Consider the following 19978-nt stretch of genomic DNA (forward strand, 5'->3'; position numbering starts at 1 on the left):
CTCAGGTCATTCCTTCAATGACCGAAAGGTGATGGCCGGCCCGCCGGTCGAGCAGTTCCGCGACGATTTCGGAAATATGAGGCAGCCCCTCCAGCGTCAGATGCGGATTGCTCTGCGATGGGCGGGGCCGGTCCGGCAGCACCTTCAGTGCATCGGCAAACCGCCGGGAATCCTCGGCTTCTTCCGGCAAAAGCATCTCGATGAGGCCGAGTTCGGCTGCGCGCCGTGCGCGGATCAGTTGTTCCCGGCGGGGCTCGACGCGCGGCACGATCAGCGCCGGCTTGTCGAAAGACAGTATCTCGCAATAGGTGTTGTAGCCGCCCATCGCCACTACCGCCTTGGCGCCGGCAATCAGGTCTTCCATGCGGTTGTCGAACTCGATGATCTTGATGTAGGGGATCTTGGACCCCTTCTTGAGCAGCTTGTTGCGCTTGCGCGCCGGCATGTAAGGCCCAAGCACGATCAGGGCTCTATGCTGCAATTGCGGATCCTGCTGATAGGCATCGATGACGTCGTGGATCAGATCGGCGCCGTCACCGCCACCACCGGTAGTAACGAGGATATAGTCGCCCTCGGGCCGGTGGCCGGGCAACTCGTTCCGCTGCAGGCTCCGTTGCAGGAAACCGACGAACCTCATCTTTGCCCTGACAGCCGGGGGCACATCCAAGCCGGTCAACGGATCGTAGAAATCCGGCGGACCATAGGCCCAGACCTTGTCGTAGAAGACGCCTATCTTGCGCATAACGTCTCTGCGTGCCCACTCTGCTTCGAGCAGATGCGGCGCATCCATCACCTCGCGCAGGCCAAGCACCAGCGTGGTGCCCCGCGTCTTGAGGTAGGACAGCGTGTCCTCAATCTCACCGCGCAGGCCGAGCGGTTCCTTGTCGACGATGAAGATATCCGGCCGGAAGGTCTCAGCTGTATGGCGGATGATCGACTGGCGCATCCTTAGCGTCTCATGCAGATCGATGTCCTTTTCCAGCGAGGTGTATTCGCCGTTGCGCAGCTTGATGACGCTGGGGATCTTCACGAAGTCGACACGGGCGCGGTAGTCGAAGGCGCCAGCGATAGTCGCACCCGAAATGATAAGCACCTGAAGTCCGCGGAAATCCTCGACCAGCGAATGCGCGATAGTCCGGCAGCGCTGCAAATGGCCGAGCCCGAACGTGTCGTGGCTGTACATGAGAATTCGAGCGTTTTCTGCGTGCTGGGTCATTGTTGAACGTCTCTTAGAATTCTCGCCTTGAGGACCGTGAGCGACCCGCGGGATTCGAAACCATCCTCGCGGGTCTACCGACCTGTTCTGAAACATGAGGGCGCAATTTTCAATTCGTATTACAAAGAGGGTCCATATGCTGAAATCAGGAAGCTACGTCTGCTCGGCGGCTTGCTTGCCACGTAGGTCCAGAAGAACCTGCACCATTTCACTGGTATTGACCATCTCGGATTCTCGGCAGCCTTGACCGCTACGATCAACGTGGAAGCTCCAGAATGGAATAAGGTATGGGTTGGGTACTTCACTTCGAGCGTCTAAGCCAAGCTCCTAAACCATGATGTGCCTTGGCCGTGGGAAGCCGGAGCGTTGACGGAGTAGGGGACACGTTCGAACCGCCCAGATCTCGGCTTCTCAGACCAGAATCTGGGGGTCAGGAGTTCGACTCTTTTCGGGCGAGCCAATTGAACTCACTAGCTTTTTGGACGCCATGGACGACGCGGTGCCGGTTTGATTTTCGGAATTCAGCCGATTCTTCGGCCGGCGTTGAATGGTCGGCGGTTCCTGGCGCCAAGATCGCACACTGCGCTGTAGCGGCGCCGGACAATCTGCCGGCAGCAAAAATCCCGCCGCTGCGGTCGTGCGAAGTACGCTGTCGATAAAATTCAGGACTTTTGCGTGTCGATTTCGGACCAAGGTCCGTCTTGTAGAATACTGTATTTGAACAAAGCTAGGTAAGCCGACTTTCGGACTCGGAAGTCCTGACGTTTTTCATCTGGAACCCATCCTGACGGGAGGGCGACTCGAAGGAGGAATTATGAAAACGCGCACCTGTCTATTCGCAACTGTAGCCGCTCTTGCCCTTGTCGCGTCTCCGGTCCTCGCTGCTCCCGGCGGCAATGGCAATGGCAACGGCAATGGCGGCAGCAACGGCAACGGCGGAAACTCGGCCGGGGCCGGCTCGCAGGGACACGGAGCCGCCACTTCCGCCGCGGCCAAGGACAAGTCGACGACCGGAGTCGCTCATGCAGCGGCGGTCGTTGCGACGACACCGGCCTCACCGCAGGCCACGCTGGCCCTGCAGGCAGCGCTGGCAAGACAGGCCGCGAAAGACGCGGCAGACACTGCCGACGACACCTCGGACGAAACCGAATAGGGGCTCGAAACAGGCAACTTGTTGCGTTGAAAGCCGTGGTTCGCCGCGGCTTTTTTCTTTTCCTCTCCTGGCGTTCGAACTCTCTAGGCTTTTGATTTAAGTCGGCAGGTGAACGGCACCTCCAGAAAAGAGCTGCTCCACCGCGGCACTGAAGCTACGCTGAGGCCAGTGCCGCCGCATCGGCGTCGGATTCGATTGCATGCGAGGAGATCCCATGACCGGCTTTGTCGACCGCGAGCGCGCAACTGACCTGATGCAGCGCGCCGGCATCGAGGCGCTGGTGGTTTGCGAACCCGAGGCGTTCCAATATGCCACCGGCGCCTGGATCGGCCCGGCCGGCCTGTTCCGGCGGGCCGGCGCCGGTTTCGTCGTTATCCCGAAGCGAGGCGACCTGCCGATCGGCGTCGTGGTGGCGGATTTCCAGGCTGCCCAGCTCCGGGCGGCGATGGCCGGCGCCGTGGTGCGCACGCATCCGATCTGGATCGAATCGGCGTCGCTCGAGCCGGCGACGGCCGATCGGCCCGTGGCGCAGCGCATCGAGGCCGGCCTGGTTGGCCGCGAGCCCGGTTTTTCACGTCCGGCGACCTTCGAGCTTGCCCGCTCCGTCCGCGAGCTGAAAACGATCCTCGCAGAATTCGGGCTGGAGCGTGCGACGCTCGGCATCGAACTGGATTTTGTCTCGGCCAGCGATTTTGCCGCGATGCAGGCGATGTTGCCGGGCACTGCACTGGTCAACTGCTCGCCGGTTCTCGACAGGCTGCGGGCAATCAAATCGCAGAGCGAAATCGGCCTTCTGCAGCAGGGCATCGTCGTGTCGGAAGCCGGCCTGTCGCGGCTGCAGCGCCATGCGACGACCGGCATGCGTCAGTCGGAGCTGGTCGCGCTCTACCGGCAAGGCGTCGCGGATGCAGCCGCCGGGTCATCGCAGCAAATCTCGACAGCCGAATACGTCACGCTGGGCGCTCGCCCCAAAAGCGCCGATGCGGTCGCCGCCGCAGGCGATCCGCTGAAGGCCGACATGGTCTGCAGCGTGAACGGCTATGCCTCGGACATGTCGCGGAATTTCACCTTCGGGCCACCGTCGCCCGAACAGGCCGAATTACATGCGATAGCCGAACGCGCCTTCGCCGACGGGCTTGCCGCGCTTATGCCCGGAAAGCCGCTCGCCGCCGTGCATCGCGCCGCCAGCGAAAGCCTGGCGCGCCAGGGCCTGCGTTCCTATCGCCGCGGCCATTTCGGCCACAGCGTCGGCCATTCCGTATTTTCGGAGCAATGGCCGTTCATCTCGGCCGACAGCGATGTCGTGATCGAAGCCGGCATGGTGCTGGCATTCGAGATCCCGCTCTACATCGACGGTCTCGCCAGCTTCAATCTCGAGGACCAGTTCCTGATCACCGCCAACGGGCCATCGCCGATGAACCGCTTGCCGAGGGGTTTGGGGACCATCGGCTGACCGTCACCTCACTCCCGGCACGCCCTTGCGGAAATCCGACGGCGACATGCCGGCAAGCTTGCGGAATGACTTGTTGAAGGCGCTGAGCGAACCGAAGCCCGATTCCATGGCGACGCGCAGCACATTGGCATCCTGATGCATCAGCAGCGCCTGCGCGTAGCTGAGGCGCAGCAGATTCACATATTCGTTGAGCGTCATGCCGGTCGATTTCTTGAAGATGCTCATGGCGTATTTGGGATGGATGTCGGCCGCCGCGGCAATGTCGACGCAATCGATCTCGTAGAGGAAATTCTCGGCGATGAAGTCGCACATGCGCCCGACATTGCGCAGCGATTGCTGATCGAACGGACTGCCTATCTCCTGTTCGACCGGGGTTTCGGGCACCAGCCGGTAAGGCTCGAACCGCACCCGCTCCAGCCGCAGCAAAAGCTCGTTGACGGCATGCTCGGCTTTGACCGGGTCGCCGGAGCGGGCATAGCGGTTCCAGCGCTCGAAATTGTGGTCGTCCGACCGGTCGGTGGCGTCGGTCACCAGCGTCGCGCCGGTCATCAGCCTGTTGCGGACGTCGGCGGGCAAATGCAGCCGGAAGAAATGCACCAGCGGCAGATGCGCGCCGGCGTAGATGGCATCGTCGGAGGCTTCGTCCATCTGGTGCGGCAGGCCGCCCCAGAACAGGCACATGTCGCCCGCAGAGAGCGAAAGCCCGTGTCCGTCCATGCGGTAATGCACGGCGCCGCGCACGATGAAATTCACCTCGACCTGGGCGTGCCAATGCGGCTTGAGCATCACCAGGGGCTGGGTGTGGAACATCTGCAGCAGCAGCGGCAGGCCCTCCACGCTGCTGGCGCCGGGCTGGTAAAACGGCCTTTCCGGCATCTTACTTTCCGCTCATTTCTTATTCCCTTTGTCGCGGACAAGACGTCCCCGAGGCCTAGTCTAGCCACGCTCGCAAACAGAGAGCAACTGAAATGGGAGGATTTCAATGCGCATAAAATTGACCTGCGCCGCGCTCGCGCTTGCCTTGGGCTCCAGCCCGGCCTTTGCGCAGTCCGGTGAAATCACGATCTGGAGCTGGAATATCGCCGCTTCGTCGCTGAAGGCCACCATAGCGGGCTTCAACAAGCAGTATCCCGACATCAAGGTGACCGTCGAGGACCTCGGCAACCAGCCGACCTATGACAAGTCGATCGCCGGCTGTGCCGCCGGCGGCGAGGGGCTGCCGGACATCGTGACGATCGAGAACGGCGAAGCCGAAAACTACTGGAGCCAGTTCCCGGATTGCTTCGTCGACCTGCACACGCTCGGCTACACCGCGGAAGACCAGGCAAAATTCCCCGATTTCAAGCGCACCGAGCTCGAGGTTGACGACAAGGCCTATCGCGATGCCCTGGGATTCCGGCCCGGTGGCGATGTTCTACCGCCGCGACTTCTACGAGAAGGCCGGCGTCGATCCGTCCTCGATCAAGACCTGGGACGATTTCATCGCCGCCGCCAAGAAGATCCAGGCCGCCAATCCCGGCGTCACGATGACCAACGCCGATTTCAACGGCGATTCCGAATTTTTCCGCATGATTTCCAACGAGCAGGGCTGCGCCTACTTCTCCGCCGACGGTCAATCGATCACGGTCAACCAGCCCAAATGCGTCGATGCCATGACCAAGATCAAGGAGATGAAGGACGCCGGCATCATTTCCTCGGCCGACTGGAGCACCAAGATCACCAACAACACCGCCGGCAAGGTCGCCACGCAGATGTATGGCGGCTGGTATGAAGGCACCGTGCGCACCGAATCGCCCGATGGGGCAGGCAAATGGGGCGTCTATCTGATGCCGAGCCTGACCGCCGACGGTCCGCGCGCCGCCAATCTCGGCGGCTCCTCGCTCGCCATCACCTCGGTGTCGAAAAACAAGGAAGCCGCCTACGCCTATCTGAAATACACGCTTGCGACGAATGAAGGCCAGATCACCATGCTGAAAGGCTTCGGCCTGGTGCCGTCACTGATCTCGGCCCTCAACGACCCCTATGTCTCCGAAGGCCTGCCCTATTGGGGTGGCCAGGCCGTGTGGAAGGAGATCCTCGGCACCTTGCCCAAGGTCGTACCCAGCCGCGGCACGCCATTCCAGAGCGACGCCGAGATCATCATCCGCGCGGTGCAGACCAAATATCTGGCCGGCGGCTATCCCGACGCCAAGGCAGCGCTCGACGATGCCGCAAGCCAGATCGCCGCGGCGACCGGCCTGCCGGTCAAGTCGTGATCTAGACGAGACGGCTCCGGTGCGCGGCTCCCCTTCTCCCCTTGTGGGAGAAGGTGTCGCCGAAGGCGACGGATGAGGGGTGCTCCAGCTTGGCGCCGGCGGCACTCCGGCCATCACCCCTCAACCGTCTCGGCGCTACGCGCCGATCCACCTTCTCCCACAAGGGGAGAAGGCAAGAGACTTGAAAAGCAGAAAGGAGGAAAACGATGCGCTACCAGAACGCCACGGCGTATCGCTTCCTCGCGCCCTATCTGCTGATCTTTTCGATCTTCTGGCTGTGGCCGATCATCGATTCCTTCCTGATCTCGTTCCAGGCAACGCGCACCGTGCCGTGGCGGTTCGCGCCGACCTTCAACTGGGGCCGGCTGATCGGCGATCCGGCCTTCTTCAATGCCTTGAAGAACACATTGCTGATCCTTGTCATCCAGGTGCCGGTGATGATTTCGCTGGCGATTGTGATGGCAGTGCTTTTGAATTCGCCGCTGCTCAAGGCCCGTGGCCTGTTCCGCTTTGCCTTCTTCGCGCCGGTCGTGGTCGGCGAAGTCGCCTATTCGGCGGTTTTCCGGCTGATGTTCAATCTCGACTACGGCATCATCAACAAATTGCTAAACAGCATCGGCCTGCCCAGTGTCGACTGGTTTACCAACGTCACCCCGGCGATGGCGGTGATCATGATGGCGGTGACGTGGCGCTGGGCCGGCTACAACGCCATCATCCTGCTCGCCGGCCTGCAGTCGATTCCCGAGGATGTCTACGAGGCGGCGACCCTGGACCGGGTCAGCAAGGTCAAACAGTTCTTCTACATCACGCTGCCGCTGCTCAAGCCGATCATCGTGTTCTGCGCCGTGCTGTCGATCATCGGCACCATGCAGCTGTTCACCGAGCCCTTCCTGATCACCGAGCGCGGCGGGCCGGGCGGCGGCACCGAAACGCTCGGGCTGCTGCTTTACCGCCAAGGCTTCCGGTCGCTCAATTTCGGCTACGCTTCGGCCATCGCCTACACCATGGCCGGACTGGCGATCGCCATTTCGCTGGTGCAGATATGGTTGACGAGGGAACCGAAATGACCTCGCGCTCCCGAATCGGCCATTCACGGGTCAGCCGTTCCCAGGCCAGATTGGGCCGCAGCATCGCACTGCATCTGTTCCTGACGCCGCTGGCGCTGGTCTGGCTGTTTCCGCTGTGGATGATGGTGGTCTTTTCCACGATGCCCGACAACGGCATCTTCAGCCCCGACATCGAGCTTTTGCCGCACGGCAATTTCCTCGACAATGTCGGCAATCTGCAGCGCGGCACCAATTTCATCGGCGCCATCGGCATCTCCGTCTCGGTGGCGGTGACCTATACCTTCCTGTCGGTGATGCTGACCTCGATGGCCGGTTGGGCGCTGGCGCGTTACAACTTCTTCGGCAAAGGCATGGTCGTCGCCATCATCTTCGGCACCATCACGCTGCCCTATGCGGTCGTGCTGATCCCGCAATTCATCATGGTGGCGCGCGACTTCAAGCTCGCCAACACCTGGGTGGCGCTGATCGTACCGCCGCTGTTCAACTCGCTGGGCGTGCTGTTCATGCGGCAGAGTTTTTCGATGATGCCGCACGAGCTGTTCGACGCCGCCAAGGTCGAGGGCGTCAAGGAATGGCGGATATTCCTGTTTGTCGCACTGCCTCTGGCGCGGCCGATGCTGGCGGCGCTCGCCATCATCCTCTTCCTTGCCTCCTGGAACAATTATCTCTGGCCGCTGCTGATCAATTCCAAGCCGGGCGCAATGACCGCGCCCGTGGCGCTCGGCACGCTGATCGGTCTCACCAAGGTGTCCTGGGGCGGCATCATGGCGGGCGCGGTGATGCTGACAGCGCCAATGCTCGTCGTGTTCGTGCTTCTGCAGCGCCATTTCGTTGCCGGCATCGCCGCCGGCGCCATCAAGTAAGGATCAGCATGGCGGCAGTCACACTCAAAAACGTCATCAAGCGCTTCGGCGTCTTCGAGATCGTCCACGGTGCCAATATCGATATTGATGACGGCGAATTCGTCGTCTTCGTCGGCCCTTCCGGCTGCGGCAAGTCCACGCTGCTCCGGATGATCGCCGGGCTCGAGGACATCAGCGACGGCGAGATCGCCATTGGCGGCAAAGTGGTGAACGACGTCGAGGCGGCCGATCGCGGCATCGCCATGGTGTTCCAGTCCTACGCGCTCTATCCGCACATGACGGTCGAGCAAAATCTGAGCTTCGGCCTGAGAATGACCGGCAACCCCAAGGCAGATACCGAGCGGCGGGTGAAGCGGGCCTCCGAAATCCTGCGCATCGCCGAGCTGATGAAGCGGCGGCCGCGGCAATTGTCGGGCGGCCAGCGCCAGCGCGTCGCCATCGGCCGTGCCATCGTGCGCGAGCCGCAAGTGTTCCTGTTCGACGAACCGCTCAGCAATCTCGACGCCGAGCTCAGGGTGCAGATGCGCGTCGAGATATCGCGCCTTCATAAGGAGCTTGGCGTTACCATGGTCTATGTGACGCACGACCAGACCGAGGCGATGACGCTGGCCGACAGGATCGTCGTGCTCAACGCCGGCAATATCGAACAGATCGGCGCGCCGCTCGATCTCTACGACGACCCCGCCAACCGCTTCGTTGCCGGCTTCGTCGGTTCGCCGAAGATGAATTTCCTGGCGGCGAAAATGGTCGGCGCCGACAATGGCGCTGCGGTCGTCGAACTCGTCAATCATCGCGGCGCGCGACTGCGGAAGCCGCTTTCGGATGCGCCGCCTGCGATAGGCGGCGATGTCGTGCTTGGCGTGCGGCCGGAGCATTTCTTCGACGCCGGCCAGGGCGATTGCGACCTTACCCTCAAGGCCGACGTCGCCGAGCACTTGGGATCGGTGAGCTATGTCTATGCCAATTCCGGAACCGGGGGCGGGCGCGAGGAACTGATCATCGAGCGCGAGGCCTCGCGGCATCGCGCCAATGGCGACGACCTGGTGGTGTCGATCAAGGCCGACCGCTCGCTTCTCTTCGACGCCGCCGGCGCACGCATTCGCTAACCCATCTTTCTTATGTCCGATCGCGATTGCTCGCGGCCACCCCACGGAGATTTGACATGACGTCCAAACCAGAAAAAGTTCGCTGGGGCATTCTCGGGCCCGGCAACATCGCCAAGGCCTTTGCCGGCGGCGTCGCCCATTCGCGCACCGGCACTTTGGTCGCCTTAGGGGCGCGCAATCCCGGCAAGGCAGGGCTCACCGAGGCTTTCCCCGGCGCCCGCATCCTCGACGGCTACGAGGCTTTGCTTGGCGATCCGGACGTCGATGCGATCTATATTTCGACGCCGCATCCGAGCCATGCCGAATGGGCGATCAAGGCAGCCGAGGCCGGAAAGCATGTGCTTTGCGAAAAGCCGCTTGGCCTGACCGCCTTCGAAGCCGACGCCATGATCCATGCCGCGCGCAAGGCCGGCACCTTTCTCGGCGAAGCCTTCATGTACCGGCTGCATCCGCAGACGGCCAAGCTGGTCGAGTTGGTCAGGGCCGGCGCGATCGGCGACATCAAGATGATCAAATCCAGTTTCGGCTTCGCCATGCCGGGCTTCATGCCGGAGCACCGGCTTTACGCCAAGGATCTCGCCGGCGGCGGCATTCTCGATGTCGGCGGCTATCCCGTCTCGATGGCGCGGCTGATTGCCGGCGCCGCGGCGGGAAAGCCCTTCGCCGAGCCGGACAAAGTGGTCGGCGCTGCGCATCTCGGCCAATCCGGCGTCGACGAATGGGCGTCGGCGCTGTTGCATTTTCCGGGCGGCATCGTCGCGGAAGTCTCCTGCAGCATCTCGCTCGCGCAGGACAATGTCTTGCGCGTTCTCGGCAGCAAGGGCCGCATCGAGGTGGCGGATTTCTGGTTTGCCGGCGGCAAGCAAGGCGGTACCGGCGAAATCCGCATCATCCGTCCGGGTGACACCGAGGTAGTCGAGGTCAAGGAGGACGGCTGGCTTTACGCATTCGAGGTCGACGCCGCCGGCGAGGCCATTCTCGGCGGGAAGCAGGAGTTCGCCTGGCCCGGCATGGGCTGGGCCGACAGTCTCGGCAATCTGCGCGTGCTCGATAAATGGCGAGCCGCAATCGGGCTCGAATATGACATCGAGAAACCGGCAAAGCGCGTCAACACGATCTCCGGGCGGAAGCTGCGCGCCGGCGGGTCCGCCATCCCCAAGCGCAGCATTCCGGGCCTGCCGCGGCCCGCCTCGTGCCTGGCGCTCGGCTTCGAGGATTTCCGCACCTTTTCGTCCGGCGCCATCCTGCTCGATGCCTATTTCGAGGCCGGCGGCAATCTGTTCGACACCGCCTTCGTCTACGGTTCCGGCTATACCGAGACGCTGCTCGGCCAATGGCTGAAAAACCGCGGCGTGCGCGAGCAGTCGGTGGTCATCGGCAAGGGTGCGCACTCGCCGCTCTGCTATCCCGACGTCATTGGCAAGCAGCTCACCCAGTCGCTCGAGCGGCTGCAGACCGACCATATCGACGTCTATTTCATGCACCGCGACAATCCGGACGTGCCGGTCGACGAGTTCGTCGATGCGATGGACCGCGAGGTCAAGGCCGGCCGCATTCGCGGTCCGTTCGGCGGCTCGAACTGGACGATGGAACGCATGGACGAGGCGATTGCCTATGCCGAGCGCACCGGCAAGCAGAAGCCCGGCGCGCTTTCCAACAATTTCTCGTTGGCCGAGATGCTGGAGCCGATCTGGGCAGGCTGCGTCACCTCCTCCAGCGACGCGTGGAAGACCTGGCTCACCGCCCGGCAGATGCCGAACTTCGCCTGGTCGAGCCAGGGCCGCGGCTTCTTCACCGACCGCGCCGGCCGCGACCGGCGCGACAATGAGGAGCTGGTCCGGGTCTGGTATTCGGAGAGAAATTTCGGCCGTCGCGACCGTGCCATCGAGCTCGCCAAGCGGCTGGGCAAGAGCCCGATCCACGTCGCGCTCGCCTATGTCCTGGCCCAGCCCTTCCCGTCCGTCCCGCTGATCGGACCGCGCACGCTCGATGAACTGGAAGACAGCCTCCAGGCGCTCGACATTTCACTTTCGCCGGACGATCTTGCATGGCTGGATAGCGGTCCGGATCAGGCCCGCGCGCGGGCCTGATCGCAGCGGCAGTCGCTTCAGCCTTACGCTGCGCCCCTAGGCTTGCGGACTGTTTGCGCTGCCCTCACCCTCTCCCACAAAGAACCGGGAAAGGCTAAGAATGAGGGCAGCGCCACCGTCTCTGGAAGTTAGGGAAGACAGATGCTCGACATCGCACCATCGAAACAGGCTGCCACTTGGCTCGGTTCCTTTGCCCGGGCGCTCGAAGCGGGCGATGTCGAGGCCGCAACCAGCCTGTTCGTCGAGGACTGCTACTGGCGCGATCTTTTGACCTTCACCTGGAACATCAAGACGATGGAGGGGGCGGCAGCGATCCGCGACATGCTGGCGGCGACGCTGGCAACGATAAAGCCTGCCCAGTGGCAGCTCAGCGGCGAAGCGACTTCGGACGAAGGCACCATCGAAGCCTGGTTTTCTTTCGAGACGTCATCGGCGTGGGGCCAAGGCATCATGCGCCTCAAGGACGGCAAATGCCGGACGCTGTTTACGGCGATGCGCGATCTGAAGAGCTATGAAGAGCGCAAGGGCCCGGCGCGGCCGCTGGGCGTCCGCCACAAGGCCGATCCGGAGCGCGAGACCTGGCTGGAGGCGAGGCGCCGCGAGGCGCGTGACCTCGGCGTTAGCCGGCAGCCCTATTGCCTGGTCATCGGCGGCGGCCAGGGCGGCATCATGCTGGGGGCACGGCTCAGGCAATTGGGCGTGCCGGCCATCGTCATCGAGAAGAACGCCCAGGCCGGCGATTCCTGGCGCAATCGCTACCGCTCGCTCGTGCTGCACGACCCGGTCTGGTACGACCACCTGCCCTATATCCCGTTTCCCGAGAACTGGCCGGTGTTCACGCCCAAGGACAAGATGGGCGACTGGCTGGAGATGTATACGCGCGTCATGGAGCTCAACTACTGGACCTCCACGACATGCGTCAGCGCGTCGTATGAGGAGACCGAAAAGGTCTGGACGGTCGAGCTCGACCGCGCCGGCGAGCGCATCACGCTGAAGCCGAAGCACATCGTCTTCGCGACCGGCGCCTATGGCCCGCCCAGGCCGATCGACCTGCCGGGTGCCGAGGTCTTCAACGGCGAGATCCTGCATTCCAGCCAGTATTCCAGCGGCGACAAATTCCGCGGCAAAAAGGTCGCCGTCATCGGCGCGGCAAGTTCCGGCCATGACGTCAGCGTCGATCTCTGGGAGAGCGGCGCCGAGGTGACCATGGTTCAGCGCTCGCCGACGACGGTGGTCAAGTCGGACACGCTGATGGAGATCGGTTTCGAGATCTTTTCGGAAAAGGCGCTGGCCCGCGGCATTACCACGGAGAAGGCCGACATGATCGTCGCCTCGACGCCGTTCGCGCTGCTGCCACAGGGCCAGCGGGCGCTTTACGACATCATCAAGGCGCGCGACGCGGCCTTCTACGATCGCTTGCGCAGCGCCGGCTTCGCCATCGATTTCGGCGACGACGAGACCGGGCTCCTGATGAAGGCCTACCGCACCGGCTCCGGCTTTTACATCGACGTCGGCGCCTGCGACCTGATCATCGACGGCGAGATCGGCATCCGCAGCGGCGTCGGGATCAAGTCGCTGACGCCGACAGGCATCCTCTTCGACGACGGCACCGAACTGGCGGCCGACGCAATCATCGCCTGCACCGGCTATCTCTCGATGAACGAAACGGTGGCGGCGATCGTCTCGCGCGAAGTCGCCGACAAGGTCGGGCCGTGCTGGGGGATTGGCTCGGGCGTGAAAGGCGATCCCGGGCCATGGCAAGGCGAATTGCGCAACATGTGGAAGCCGACGGCGCAGCAGGCGCTGTGGTTCCACGGCGGCAATCTGGCGCTGTCGCGCTTCTATTCGAAATTCGTGGCTCTGCAGATCAAGGCGAGGATGGAAGGCATTCCGACGCCGGTCTATGGAGCGCCAGGGCGGTAGCGGCGCCTTCTTCCCTTCTCCCCTTGTGGGAGAAGGTGGATTGGCGCGCAGCGCCAAGACGGATGAGGGGTGCTGGCCGGAGTGCCGTCGGTGCCAAGCTGGAACACCCCTCATCCGTCGCCTTCGGCGACACCTTCTCCCACAAGGGGAGAAGGGGGAGCCACATTGACCTCAATCGTGCCGATGCCCGAAATGCCTGGCCACAACATCGACATGCGTGGCGTGCGCATGCGCTTCGAAGCGCTCGGTTTCGCCGAGATCGTCCACCGCCTCGTTCGGCCACCAACTGCCGCCGACCACGATGCCGTCCGAGACCAGCCTTTGCTCGGCGATCAGCGAGGCGCCGACCGAATCGACAAAGGTGAAGCGCCCCGGACGCAGCCGCAGCACCGCGATGTCGCCAACCGCACCAACCGCAAGCCTGCCGAGATCGGGCCTGGCGATCGCTTCGGCCGGCCGCTGTGTCGCGGCACGCAGCACCTCGACCAGCGGCATGCCGAGCGCCAGCAGCTTCGACATGCAGACCAGGATGTCGAAGGCGGGCCCGTCGACGCAGTAGAGATGCACATCGCTGCTGATCACGTCCGGCGCCAGCCCCTCGCTCAGCATCGCTTTGGCCACTTCGAAATCGAAAGAGCCCATGCCGTGGCCGATGTCGAAGATGACGCCGCGCTCGCGCGCCAGCCGCATGTCCGGCCGCACCACCCCCGAGGCGAAGACCGGCGCGTTGGGAAACGGCCGGAAGCAGTGGGTGAGGATGTCGCCCTTGCGCAGCCGCGGCAGCACTTCCGAGCGGCCGGGCGGCGGCTCGTCTATATGCGCCATCAGCGGCAGGCCTGCTTTGTCGGCGGCTTCGAGCGCGAGATCGACCGGCGCGATGCCGCTGCTGCCGCCGGCGTGGCGACCGGAGCGGACCTTGACGCCGACAACCACGTCGGCGTGCTCGCGTGCCGCCGCCACCGTTTCGCGCGGTTCGCAGAGCCGGAGGTCGCTGCACTCGCCGACCGCCACGGTTTGCGAGAAGCCGAAAATGCCGGCAAAGGAAATGTTCACATAGGCCAGGATGCGGACCTTCGAGCGCTCGATGACGTGGCGGCGAAAGCCGAGGAAATTGCCGGCGCCGGCACTTCCGGCATCGATGAAGGTGGTGGTACCGCTCTTTGCGGCGAGCCGGTCCGCATCGACGCCGAGCGAGGTGCCGCCCCAATAGACATGGCTGTGCAGGTCGATCAGGCCCGGCGCGACGATGGAGCCCGTGGCGTCGATGACGCGGGCGGCACGTTCGAAGGGGATTTCGGCGTCGATCGCGGCGATACGGCCGTCGGCGATCGCCAGATCGCGTTGCGCGTCGAGGCCGGACGCCGGATCGATGAGGCGGCCGCCTTTTATCAGCAGATCGAATTGCATCGCGCCTGTCTCCGCTTTTCCGTCAGGCCGGCCTGTAGGCGACGGCTTCGACCTCGATCTTGATGTCGATCATCAGCCGCGACTCCACTGTCGTGCGCGCCGGCGGGTCTTTCGGGAAATGCCTGGCATAGACGGTGTTGAAAATGCCGAAATCGCGGGCGTCTTCCAGCCAGACCGTCGTCTTGACCACGTCGTCGAGGGTACAGCCGGCCAGCGCCAGTGCCGCCTTGACGTTCGACAGCACCTGTTCGGTCTGTTCGGCGATGCCGCCCTTGACCACCAGCCCGTCGCCGCCGACCGGCACCTGGCCTGAGACATAGACGAAATCGCCGGCCCTGACAGCCGGAGACAACGGCACATGGGATTTTCCAAAACACTGCTTGGGCAAGAAGGCCTCCTGTCTAGGTTCTTTGGGTGAACGCGCGATGCTGCGAGAGATAGGGGGCGGCTGCACGCCATCGATCCACGTTTTGAAAGCCTATATCGCTTTGCTGCGGTAACGCCAGAACGATCACCGCCCTTGGTGATCCTTCGCGCCCCCTTCTGCCCTGCCAGCGTCCGGACCCGCGACACCAGCCGGCTCAGCGGTCGATCCGCGTCGACAGGATGATCGACGACGACGTGCGCTCGACCCCGTCCATGGCGCCGATCTGGTCGAGAAGCGTGTCGAGATCCCTTATCGACGGCGCCTCGACGATGACGATCATGTCGAAATTGCCGCTGACCGAGTGCAGCGTGCGAACCGGTGGCAGCGCCTGCAGGCTGCGCACCACCTTGTCGGCGAGCTTGGGGGTGACGGTGAGCAGGACATGCGCCCTGACCAGCCCCTGTTCGTAATCCGGCGACAGCCTGACGCCGTAGCCGGCGATGATGCCGCGCTGTTCCAGCCGCTCGATCCGGCTCTGCACCGTCGTTCGCGACACGCCGAGCCGCCGCGCCAGTTCGGCCGTCGAGGCGCGCGCATTGGTGCGCAGCAGGGAAAGCAGAGCCTGGTCGGCATCGCTGAGCATTTCGACGAACCTTACCGGCACATTGCCCTACGAGAGGCTGCGTTTCGTACAATCCCACGCTTCCTTTCGACAGGCAAGCTGCGATTCTAGCAATCAAATTTAACGTTGGTGCGAGGGACCGGTCATGAAGGAAATCATTGTCGTCGGCGCCGGCAAGATCGGCTCGACCATTGCCGAGATGCTGGCTTTCACGGGCGACTACCGTGTCACGCTCGTCGACCGCGCGGCGGCGCAGCTTGGCGCGGCCGAACTGCCTGAAACGGTCCAGACGCTGGAACTCGACATCGAAGCCGCCGGCACCCTCGAAGCGGCCTTGGCCGGCAAGTTCGCCGTGCTCAGCGCCGCGCCCTTCCATCTGACGACGCGCATCGCCGAGGCGGCGGCCAGCGCCGGCGTCCACTATCTCGACCTGACCGAGGACGTCGTCAGCACCAGGCGGGTCAAGGAACTGGCGCGCTCCGGCAGCAGCGCCTTCATCCCGCAATGCGGCCTGGCGCCGGGTTTCATCTCAATCGTCGCCAACGATCTCGCCAGCCGCTTCGACACGCTGGAAAGCGTGCGCATGCGGGTCGGCGCGCTGCCGCAATACCCGTCGAACGCGCTGAACTACAATCTGACCTGGAGCACCGACGGCGTCATCAACGAATATTGCGAGCCTTGCGAGGCGATTGTCGAAGGCGAGCTGATCGAGGTGCCGCCGCTCGAGGAGCGCGAGGAGTTCTCGCTCGACGGCGTCACCTATGAGGCGTTCAACACGTCGGGCGGGCTGGGCACGCTGGCCGAAACGCTGAAGGGTAGAGTGCGCACGCTGAACTACCGCACCATCCGCTACCCCGGCCACGCCGCGATCATGAAGGCGCTGCTCAACGACCTCGGCCTGCGCCACCGCCGCGACGTGCTGAAGGATATTTTTGAAAGCGCCCTGCCGGCAACGCTGCAGGACGTGGTTATCGTCTTCGTCACCGTCAGCGGCCGCAAGAACGGCCGCCTGCTGCAGGAGACCTACGCCAACAAGATCTACGCCAGGCGCGACGGCGAAACGGTGCGCAGCGCCATCCAGGTCACCACAGCGTCCGCCATCTGCGCCGTGCTCGACATGCTCGCCGACGGCACCTTGCCGGCAAGAGGTTTCATCAAGCAGGAGGACATCGCGCTCGACGTGTTTCTGGCCAACCGCTTCGGCCGCGCCTATGCGCAGCACGAGATGGTTAGCCGGCTTGCGGGGTGAGCTGCGTAATCCCCCCCTTGAGAGGGAGATGTCGCCGAAGGCGACAGAGGGGGTCGCCTCGCGTAGAGCACCTCATCTGTCGCAAGGGACGTCGCATCCAGTCGAACCGACCCCCTCTGGCCTGCCGGCCATCTCCCCCTCAAGGGGGGAGATCACCTGCCCTCAGACATGCAGCGCATGCCCCAGCGCCTTCAGCGCCGCTTCCTGAAAACCCTCGCCCTGTGTCGGATGGGCATGGATCGTTCCCGCGATATCCTCCAACGTTGCGCCCATCTCCAGCGCCAGCCCAAAGGCCGTCGACAGTTCCGACACGCCCTGGCCGACGGCCTGGATGCCGAGCACCAGATGGTTGTCGGCGCGGGCAACGACCCGGACGAATCCGTCCTCGCCCAACTTCGTCATCGCCCGGCCATTGGCGGTGAAGGGAAACAGTCCGACCTTGATTTCGCCACGGGCCTTGGCCTCCTCCGGCGACAGGCCCGCGGTGACCAGCTCCGGATCGGTGAAACAGACAGCCGGGATCGCTCGTCTGTCCCAGCTGCGCTTGTGGCCGGCGACGATCTCGGCGACCATTTCACCCTGCGCCATCGCCCGGTGCGCCAGCATCGGCTCGCCGGTGACGTCGCCAATGGCAAAGATACCGCGCATCGAGCTGCGGCACTGGTCGTCGATGCGGATGAAGGGTCCGGCCATGTCGAGGTCGATCTGCTCCAACCCCCAGCCTTCGGTCACCGGCTTGCGACCGACCGTGACCAGGACCTTGTCGGCAGCGATCTTGCCGTTCTTGCCGCCATTCGTCTCGACCAGCAGCGCGTCGCGCTTGGTGGACAGCCCCTTGGCCTTGGCGTTCACGAGCACCTCGATGCCGAGTTCGGCCAGCCGCTTCACCACCGGCCGGGTCAGTTCCGCATCATATTGCGCCAGCACGCGCGGCAACGCCTCGACCACGGTCACCTTGGCGCCCAGCTTGGCAAAGGCGATGCCGAGTTCCAGCCCGATATAGCCGCCGCCGACCACCGCCAGCCTTTTCGGCACTTCGCTCAGTGCCAGTGCTTCTGTCGACGAGATCACCGGCCCGCCGAACGGCAGCGATGGCAGCTCGACCGGCGCCGAGCCGGTTGCGATCACCACTGTTTCGGCGCGGATCACCTGCATGCCGATCTCGGTCTCGACGGCAACGGTCTTGCCGTCGCGAAATGTCGCCCAGCCATGCACTGTCTTCACGCCCGCCTTCTTCAGCAGGCCGGCAACACCGTTGTTCAGCCGGCTAACGATGCCGTCCTTCCAGGCAATGGTCGCTGCGAGATCAAGCGATGGTGCGGCGATCGCAATGCCGAGCGCGCTTTTGCCGCCGGCCATGTGCGAGAGCTTCTCGAACTCTTCGGCCGCATGGATCAGCGCCTTGGACGGGATGCAGCCGACATTGAGGCACGTGCCGCCGGGCTTGCCGGCCTCGACGATCACCGTGTCGATGCCAAGCTGCCCGGCGCGGATGGCGCAGACATAGCCGCCCGGACCGGCACCGATGACCAGCAGCTTGCAGGAGATTTCCTTCATGTCAGCTGCATCCTTTGGGCGATGGCCGCAGCGCGGCTCCCCCTTCTCCCCTTGTGGGAGAAGGTGTCGCCGAAGGCGACGGATGAGGGGTGTTCCAGCGGAGTGAGACGTTGGCGTTCCCTGGAACACCCCTCATCCGTCTCGGCGCTATCGCGCCGATCCACCTTCTCCCACAAGGGGAGAAGGGGAAGGCCGCATCCCAACGCCGGCATCTTCCGACGACTCTCCTCGTGCTTCGCGATCAACCGCATCTCCTCAATCCACAAAAATCAGCGCCGGCGTCTCCAGCAGCGCCTTGATCCGCTGGATGAACACCGCCGCGTCCCAGCCGTCAACGACGCGGTGGTCGAAGCTGGAGGACAGGTTCATCATCTTGCGCGGGATGAACTGGTTGCCGTCCCATACCGGCCGCACCATCATCTTGTTGACGCCGACGATCGCCACTTCCGGATGATTGATCACCGGCGTCGTCGCCACGCCGCCCATGGCGCCGAGCGAGGTGATGGTGATGGTCGATCCCGAGAGCTCGTCGCGCGTCGCCGTGCCGGATTTTGCCGCCTCGGCCAGCCTGACAACCTCGGCGGCGCAGTCCCAGATATCGCGCGCCTCGGCGTGTCTTACCACCGGCACCATCAGCCCCGAAGGCGTCTGCGCGGCGATGCCGATATGGATGCCGCCATGCTGGTGGACGATGCCGGCTTCGTCGTCGAACAGCGCGTTGACATTGGGCTGGTCGGCAATTGCCTTGACCATTGCCCGCATCAGGAACGGCAGCAGCGTCAGCTTCGGCCGGTCCGCGCCCGACCGCTTCTCCTTGTTGAGCGCGGCGCGCAGATCCTCGAGCGCGGTGACGTCGATCTCCTCGACATAGGTGATATGCGGGATGCGCGACTTGGCCAGCGTCATCTTCTCGGCGATCTTTCGCCTGAGCCCGACTATCTTGATGTCCTCGATAGCCTCGTTGCGGGCGAGGCCAGGGGCCTTCGCAAGCTGTGGCCCGCGCGCGAGGAAGGCGTCGATGTCCTCGTGCCGGATGCGGCCGGCCGGGCCGGTTCCCGGGACCTGCCGAAGGTCGACGCCGGCCTCTTTCGCCCTGAGGCGGACGGCCGGCGAGGCCAGCGGCTTGTCGCCCTCGGGGCGCGGCGCGCCGAAGGTCGGCGCAGCACCCCCAACGGCGGCAGTACCCCCACCTCTAACCCCTCCCCACAGGAGGGAGGGGGATTCCGACGCCGTGCTTCCACCCTCATGCGTTGAAACTTTTCTGGGTGATGGTGCGGTGGGATTGGCTTCGACCTTGGGAGCCGAGGCACGTCCCCCTCCCCCTTGTGGGGAGGGGTTCGGGGTGGGGGTACTCTTGGCGCCGGCCTCAGCGGCCTGCGCCGCCGCATCCTTCACGTTACCTTCGCCCGCCACCTTCAGCCTGACGATCGGCGAGCCGATCGCCACCGTGTCGCCGATCTCGGCACCCAGCCAAAGGATCTCGCCATCGACGGGTGAAGGAATCTCGACCGTCGCCTTGTCGGTCATGACAGCGGCAAGCACGGCATCCTCGCGCACCAGATCGCCGACCTTGACCTGCCATTCGACGAGCTCGGCCTCGGCGACGCCTTCGCCGACATCGGGCAGCTTGATGACATATTCGCCCATCGT

The 19978-nt window shown here is 63.9% G+C and carries 15 protein-coding genes and 1 pseudogene; 9 read left to right on the plus strand and 7 right to left on the minus strand.

The window, feature by feature from the left end; translation table 11 throughout:
- Nucleotide 1: 1 nt before the first annotated feature.
- A complete protein-coding gene (locus tag AC0L2Y_RS03535; protein WP_352450264.1) occupies nucleotides 2-1216 on the minus strand; it encodes a glycosyltransferase family protein in 1215 nt (404 codons plus the stop codon).
- A gap of 814 nt (nucleotides 1217-2030) precedes the next feature.
- On the opposite strand from AC0L2Y_RS03535, the gene AC0L2Y_RS03540 reads away from it, so the two are divergent.
- Together AC0L2Y_RS03540 and AC0L2Y_RS03545 are read left to right on the plus strand one after the other, a co-directional pair.
- Complete coding sequence (locus tag AC0L2Y_RS03540) at nucleotides 2031-2369, plus strand: hypothetical protein (RefSeq protein ID WP_473553872.1); 339 nt, start codon at nucleotides 2031-2033, stop codon at nucleotides 2367-2369.
- Between the two features lie 214 nt (nucleotides 2370-2583).
- Nucleotides 2584-3822, plus strand: a complete 1239-nt coding sequence (locus AC0L2Y_RS03545) for a M24 family metallopeptidase (protein ID WP_473553874.1) — start codon at nucleotides 2584-2586, stop codon at nucleotides 3820-3822.
- A 3-nt stretch (nucleotides 3823-3825) separates the two neighbouring features.
- Here AC0L2Y_RS03545 and AC0L2Y_RS03550 read toward each other — a convergent pair whose 3' ends face one another.
- Nucleotides 3826-4698 (minus strand): helix-turn-helix domain-containing protein, encoded by an 873-nt coding sequence (locus AC0L2Y_RS03550; protein ID WP_352566883.1) that lies wholly within the window; start codon nucleotides 4696-4698, stop codon nucleotides 3826-3828.
- Nucleotides 4699-4804: 106 nt separating this feature from the next.
- On the opposite strand from AC0L2Y_RS03550, the pseudogene AC0L2Y_RS03555 reads away from it, so the two are divergent.
- From AC0L2Y_RS03555 to AC0L2Y_RS03580, 6 genes and pseudogenes are all read left to right on the plus strand, one after another.
- Nucleotides 4805-6077: pseudogene (locus AC0L2Y_RS03555) on the plus strand (extracellular solute-binding protein).
- Between the two features lie 206 nt (nucleotides 6078-6283).
- Nucleotides 6284-7144, plus strand: a complete 861-nt coding sequence (locus AC0L2Y_RS03560) for a carbohydrate ABC transporter permease (protein ID WP_023720572.1) — start codon at nucleotides 6284-6286, stop codon at nucleotides 7142-7144.
- Nucleotides 7141-8007 carry a carbohydrate ABC transporter permease gene (locus AC0L2Y_RS03565; RefSeq protein ID WP_352566885.1) on the plus strand — a complete coding sequence of 289 codons (867 nt, stop codon included), beginning with the start codon at nucleotides 7141-7143 and terminating at the stop codon, nucleotides 8005-8007. Before AC0L2Y_RS03560 ends, AC0L2Y_RS03565 begins: the two co-directional genes overlap by 4 nt.
- A gap of 8 nt (nucleotides 8008-8015) precedes the next feature.
- Entirely contained in the window at nucleotides 8016-9113 is a 1098-nt protein-coding gene (locus AC0L2Y_RS03570) for an ABC transporter ATP-binding protein (RefSeq protein WP_473553876.1), read from the plus strand.
- 56 nt (nucleotides 9114-9169) lie between these two features.
- Nucleotides 9170-11203, plus strand: coding sequence for an aldo/keto reductase (locus tag AC0L2Y_RS03575; RefSeq protein ID WP_473553878.1), 2034 nt, complete (start codon nucleotides 9170-9172; stop codon nucleotides 11201-11203).
- Nucleotides 11204-11344: 141 nt separating this feature from the next.
- Complete coding sequence (locus tag AC0L2Y_RS03580; protein WP_473553880.1) at nucleotides 11345-13126, plus strand: NAD(P)-binding domain-containing protein; 1782 nt, start codon at nucleotides 11345-11347, stop codon at nucleotides 13124-13126.
- Nucleotides 13127-13297: 171 nt separating this feature from the next.
- Here AC0L2Y_RS03580 and AC0L2Y_RS03585 read toward each other — a convergent pair whose 3' ends face one another.
- The 3 genes from AC0L2Y_RS03585 to AC0L2Y_RS03595 all read right to left on the minus strand — a co-directional run bounded on the left by AC0L2Y_RS03585 (nucleotide 13298) and on the right by AC0L2Y_RS03595 (nucleotide 15543).
- Nucleotides 13298-14533, minus strand: a complete 1236-nt coding sequence (locus AC0L2Y_RS03585) for an amidohydrolase/deacetylase family metallohydrolase (RefSeq protein ID WP_473553882.1) — start codon at nucleotides 14531-14533, stop codon at nucleotides 13298-13300.
- Between the two features lie 22 nt (nucleotides 14534-14555).
- Nucleotides 14556-14921: a RidA family protein gene (locus tag AC0L2Y_RS03590; RefSeq protein ID WP_473553883.1), complete on the minus strand. Its 366-nt coding sequence runs from the start codon at nucleotides 14919-14921 to the stop codon at nucleotides 14556-14558.
- A gap of 193 nt (nucleotides 14922-15114) precedes the next feature.
- Nucleotides 15115-15543 carry an Lrp/AsnC family transcriptional regulator gene (locus AC0L2Y_RS03595; RefSeq protein ID WP_352993562.1) on the minus strand — a complete coding sequence of 143 codons (429 nt, stop codon included), beginning with the start codon at nucleotides 15541-15543 and terminating at the stop codon, nucleotides 15115-15117.
- Nucleotides 15544-15667: 124 nt separating this feature from the next.
- On the opposite strand from AC0L2Y_RS03595, the gene AC0L2Y_RS03600 reads away from it, so the two are divergent.
- Complete coding sequence (locus AC0L2Y_RS03600; RefSeq protein WP_473553885.1) at nucleotides 15668-16771, plus strand: saccharopine dehydrogenase family protein; 1104 nt, start codon at nucleotides 15668-15670, stop codon at nucleotides 16769-16771.
- Nucleotides 16772-16933: 162 nt separating this feature from the next.
- Here AC0L2Y_RS03600 and lpdA read toward each other — a convergent pair whose 3' ends face one another.
- Nucleotides 16934-18328, minus strand: a complete 1395-nt coding sequence (gene lpdA, locus AC0L2Y_RS03605) for a dihydrolipoyl dehydrogenase (RefSeq protein WP_473553887.1) — start codon at nucleotides 18326-18328, stop codon at nucleotides 16934-16936.
- Nucleotides 18329-18583: 255 nt separating this feature from the next.
- Nucleotides 18584-19975, minus strand: a complete 1392-nt coding sequence (locus AC0L2Y_RS03610) for a dihydrolipoamide acetyltransferase family protein (RefSeq protein WP_473553889.1) — start codon at nucleotides 19973-19975, stop codon at nucleotides 18584-18586.
- Nucleotides 19976-19978 lie beyond the last annotated feature (3 nt).

It is taken from the genome of Mesorhizobium sp. WSM4830, from assembly GCF_055811495.1.